The 4,312-nt window shown below is 71.7% G+C and carries 8 protein-coding genes; 6 read left to right on the top strand and 2 right to left on the bottom strand.

The window, feature by feature from the left end:
• Nucleotides 1-881: hypothetical protein (locus G6R24_RS18750; protein ID WP_217465677.1), on the top strand; the 881-nt coding region annotated here is incomplete at its 5' end.
• Between the two features lie 70 nt (nt 882-951).
• On the opposite strand, the gene G6R24_RS18745 is transcribed toward G6R24_RS18750, so the two are convergent.
• Both G6R24_RS18745 and G6R24_RS18740 read right to left on the bottom strand, forming a co-directional pair.
• Entirely contained in the window at nt 952-1,326 is a 375-nt protein-coding gene (locus tag G6R24_RS18745) for a fluoride efflux transporter FluC (protein WP_163550504.1), read from the bottom strand.
• A complete protein-coding gene (locus G6R24_RS18740) occupies nt 1,323-1,808 on the bottom strand; it encodes a fluoride efflux transporter FluC (protein ID WP_163550503.1) in 486 nt (161 codons plus the stop codon). The genes G6R24_RS18745 and G6R24_RS18740 overlap by 4 nt, the downstream gene beginning before the upstream one ends.
• Before the next feature lie 207 nt (nt 1,809-2,015).
• Between G6R24_RS18740 and G6R24_RS18735 the strand changes: the two genes are divergently transcribed.
• The 5 genes from G6R24_RS18735 (at nt 2,016) to G6R24_RS18715 (ending at nt 4,261) form a co-directional block, all read left to right on the top strand.
• Entirely contained in the window at nt 2,016-2,366 is a 351-nt protein-coding gene (locus G6R24_RS18735) for a hypothetical protein (protein WP_163550502.1), read from the top strand.
• A 155-nt stretch (nt 2,367-2,521) separates the two neighbouring features.
• The gene (locus G6R24_RS18730) at nt 2,522-2,698 is read left to right on the top strand and encodes a nucleoside/nucleotide kinase family protein (protein WP_163550501.1); all 177 of its coding nucleotides are present in this window, start codon (nt 2,522-2,524) and stop codon (nt 2,696-2,698) included.
• A 138-nt stretch (nt 2,699-2,836) separates the two neighbouring features.
• Nucleotides 2,837-3,094, top strand: a complete 258-nt coding sequence (locus G6R24_RS18725; RefSeq protein WP_163550500.1) for a hypothetical protein — start codon at nt 2,837-2,839, stop codon at nt 3,092-3,094.
• 11 nt (nt 3,095-3,105) lie between these two features.
• Nucleotides 3,106-3,825 carry a DUF433 domain-containing protein gene (locus tag G6R24_RS18720; protein WP_163550499.1) on the top strand — a complete coding sequence of 240 codons (720 nt, stop codon included), beginning with the start codon at nt 3,106-3,108 and terminating at the stop codon, nt 3,823-3,825.
• Entirely contained in the window at nt 3,800-4,261 is a 462-nt protein-coding gene (locus G6R24_RS18715; RefSeq protein ID WP_163550498.1) for a PIN-like domain-containing protein, read from the top strand. The genes G6R24_RS18720 and G6R24_RS18715 overlap by 26 nt, the downstream gene beginning before the upstream one ends.
• Nucleotides 4,262-4,312: the final 51 nt, after the last annotated feature.

The raw sequence follows: 4,312 nt of genomic DNA, 5'->3' as shown, positions 1-4,312 counted from the left end.
GGCACTTCGCCGCGCTGCCGCCCGGGCAGCGGTTACGCCGGACACTGGTGTTCGCGCTGTACCCCGGCCACATGTCCGGACGGGTCGGCATCGAGAACTCCCGGGCCTGGATTCTGCGGCACCCGGATCTGGTCCGGCGCGCGGTGGGCGCGGTCAGCATCGAACATCTCGGCGCGACCGAATGGATCGACGATCCCGTACGCGGCTACCACGCCAGCGGCGAGAACGAGCTCTACGCCATCTGGACCACCCAGGGCCCGACCCTCGACACCATCGCCAAGCCCGCGCTGGTCGCCTCCGGGCTGCAACGGCACGCACTGCTCAAACCGCCACTGCAGATCACCCCCGGCGCGCCGTTCCACAAGCTCGCCGGTGTTCCCCACGTCTCGGGCATCGCCGGGCCCAGCTATCTCGTCGTGGTCTCCCCGGACGGCGAACTCGAGAAGTTCGACGCCGACCTGGCCGCCGCGCAGGTCGGCTTCTACGCCGACGTCGTGGGCCGCTTCGACACCGCCGACCGCGCCGCCCTGCGCACCGGCGACCCGACCCTCGGCCAGGACACCCCCACCGCCGAGGAGAGGACCTACCGGGACGAGGCCACGACCGCCCGCGGCGCCCCGGCCACGGCCAGCGGTGCCCGGGGCGCCGCCGCGGACACGGACTCCGAGGGCCCACTCGGCCTGCCCGGCCCGTGGGGTTACGTGGCCGGCGCGGTGGCCGGCGCCGCGGCGCTGGCAGCCGGCGGATTCGCCGTCCTGCGGACCCGCCGGCACCGCCGCACGACACCCCCGGACGATGCCTCCCCCTCCCCCACCACCCCCGGCCCGGACGACCCGTCAGCGCCCGATTCCCACTCGGGTTCCACCTCCGACTCCGCCTGACCGCCGGCAGACCGACCCCGCCCCAGGCGGCAGTCAGGGTGTTCGTGGGCGAAGCCCCGCCCGCGTCCGGTCATCCCCACACCGCCCGGGCCACCTCCATCCCGAGGACGGCGGCGCCGAGGGCGCCGAACATGCTGGCGGCGACGTTCGCGGCGGCGAGCAGGCCGCTGCCGTTCTCGGCCAGGCGCAGCGTCTCGTAGGAGAACGTCGAGTAGGTGCTCAACGCCCCGCACAGCCCGGTGCCGACCAGCAGCCCCACCCGGGACGACGCGGCCCCCGCCAGAACCGCACCGGTCACCAGCCCGAGAATCAGGCTGGCAGCGATGTTGACCGTGAACGTGCCCCAGGGGAACGCGCTGTCGTGGCGGGCCTGCACCGCGCGGACGACGAGGTAGCGCGCCGGCGCTCCCACCATCGCCCCCAGAATCACCAGTAGCCAGTTCACCGCGGCCGTCGCCCGACCAGCCGGCGGGTCGCGACCACCGACGCCCAGACCGCACCGAGCGCCAGCGCCATGGTCAGCGCCAGATACGCCAGGGCGAGGCCGGTGTGCTCACCGTCGATCAGCCGTCGCGCGTCGACCGCGTAGGTGGAGAAGGTGGTGAATCCGCCCAGCACCCCCGTGCCCAGCAACGGCCGGGTCAGCGGGTGCACCGCCGGCACCTCGGTGATCACGACCATGAGCAGCCCGATCAGCGCGCAGCCCACCGTGTTCACCAGCAGGGTCGTCCACGGGAACACGCTGGCCGGATCCGGCCAGAGCAGCGACGCGCCGTAGCGGGCACACGCCCCGACCGCCCCACCGACCGCGATCACCGCCAGCAGCAGCACAGGCCCACGGCCCAGCTCCCGACGCTGCGCCGGAACACGCAGATCCACATCCGGATCGGTGGGTCGCTCGGCCTCCGGCGGGAACGCGCCGTCCATATCTGTCTCCCTACCTGCGCGGTGCCCGAGCAGCCGGACACGACCTGGCACAAGTAGGGACCGTTGGCGGCAGCGGATGCCGCGGTTCGGGTCCGGCGATGACCAGAGCCTGCCAGCGCGGGCCCGGGTGGCGTGCCCGCCACGCGTCCCCCATGCTGTAACCAGCGGCGATTGAATCCCCACTATAGGTGACATCGTCGTGACGAAGTGGCCACCGTCCGTGTCCAGCGGCGTCCGTACGAGCCGCGACCCAACGACGGGAAGCACAACATGATCCTCAAACGGATGTTGTCGACGCTCGCCCTGTTTCTTGCCGCCGCCGCGGCTTTCACGATTCTGCCAGCGGTCGCGGCGCAGGCGCGACCGCTCGGCGGTGCCAGGGTCTACCGGCCCGGTGCCGTCGTCGTGGCACCCCCCCGGGTGTACCGGCCAGCTGTGGTCTACGGGACCACCCCCGGCTACGTCGCCCCACCGACCTCGGGGCCGACCGTGGTCTACGTTCCGCCGCGGGTCTACGTTCCGCCGCGGGTCTACCGGCCCGGCGTTCGGCGCCGCTGAGCACACTACCGGCACGTAGGTCCAGGTGGGGTCGCGCCCGTCGCCGCGCGCTACCCGCCCGGATCGACATGGAACCGACCGCGTCGCCTGCCCGCCGTCGGCCCCGCCCGGTGCCGGCCTTGCAACCGTCACCGGGCGGGGCCGACGATCCCGCGGTGCCACCGTCTCGCGGTCGTGTCCTGCGCGCCAGCGTCGACGGCTTCCACCATCGCCGGACGGTGCGCTACCCGCACGGACCGCTGTCCCCGGAAGGTGAGTTCTTCGACGCGTTCGACTACCGCGCGGTGCGCCACCTGTTACTCGATCCGCTCGGTCCGGACGGCGACCGCTGACAGCACACCGCCGCGTTCTATCTTCGCCACGACACTCCGCTCGAGGGCCCCGCGCACACCGTCGCGCCCGACGCGGTCCTGCTCGTCGACGGTGTCCTCCCGCTGCACGAGGAGTGACGCGACCAGTGGGATCTTGCGGTGTACCTCCAGATCAGCCCGGCCGAGTCGCTGCGGCGCGCGCTGGTACGCGACACCGCCCGGTTCGGCTCGCCCACCGCCATGCGCGACCGTTACGAGGCGCGCTACCTGCCCGGCCCGATCCAGCCCCAGAGAAACTGCGGCAGCACGGCTCGCCGTGGCATCCTCCCGGCGTCGTACTCCCCGGCGTCGTCGAGCCAGCAAGAAGCTATGATCATGGTGTTGCGCGGCAGGGACCTTCGGATCCAGCAGGCTTGAGAGGAGGCGCGATGATGCAGGATCGCGGCCGTTTCGACCTGCCCCTGTACAGCGTCGCCGAGGCGGGCCGGCACTTGGGCGTGCCGACGTCGACCTTCGCGAACTGGGCCTACGGCTACACCCGGCACGCACCGGGCCGCGCCCCGGTCCAGGGTGAGCCGATCGTCACCGTGCTGCCCCGGCAGCGCCCTGGCACGGCGGTCGTGCCGTTCATCGGGCTCGCCGAGGGGATGATCCTGGCGGCCATCCGAGCCGCCGGGGTGCCGCTCCAGCGGATCCGCCCCGCGTTGGCCCGCCTGTCCGAGCAGTGGGGGATCGAGCACGTCCTCGCCTCCCGCGCCCTGTACACCGACGGTGCCGAGGTTCTCTACGACTTCGCCGAGAGCCACGGTGACACGCCCGAAGCACGTGGAGCCCGGGAACTGGTCGTGGTCCGCAACGGGCAGCGGGTGTTCGGGGAGATCGTCGAGTCCTACCTCCGGCTGGTGGAGTTCGCCGCGGACGGCTACCCCCGGCTCATCCGGCTACCACGGTACGAGCCCGGCTCCGTCATCGTCGATCCCCACCGTGGCTTCGGCCAGCCGATCTTCACTCACGGTGGCGCCCGCATCGAAGACGCCCTGGGCCGCTTCCACGCCGGCGAAGCACTCGCCGAGGTGGCGGAGGAATTCGGCGTGCCTCTCCCTGACCTTGAAGGCGCCGTCCGTGTCGCAAGCACAATCGCCGCCTGATGACTCGACAGGCTGCCACCCTGCCGGGCTTCCGCACGTCTTCATTGACCGCAGCCTCGGCCGCATCGCCGTCCCCCGGCTGCTCCGAGACGCCGGGCTACGGCTGACCACGCTCGCCGAGCACTACGGCATCCCACAGGACGAGGACATCGCGGACGTCACCTGGATCGAGGACACGGCCCGCCTCGGCTGGGTCGTGCTCATGAAGGACGCGCGTATCCGCTACCGCCCCGCCGAGCAGGAAGCCGTCCTGACACATCACGCGCGATGCTTCTACATAACCCGGCAGGACCTACCGGGTGCCGTGATGGCACAGTGGCTGCTCTCGAACCTGCCCGCGATCACGACCGCCTGCACCGAAGCAGGCCCTTTCATCTACGCCGTCCACGCCACCGAGATCCGCAGAATGGACATCAGCTCACCCCGGCCCCGGTAGCGCCTTCTCCCCGTCATCGACGGGAGTCGCACCATCCGTGATTCAGGTACA

This window comes from Candidatus Frankia nodulisporulans (assembly GCF_902806475.1).
Taxonomy (GTDB): Bacteria; Actinomycetota; Actinomycetes; order Frankiales; family Frankiaceae; genus Frankia; species Frankia umida.
This window is presented reverse-complemented; position numbering and strand designations above follow the sequence as displayed.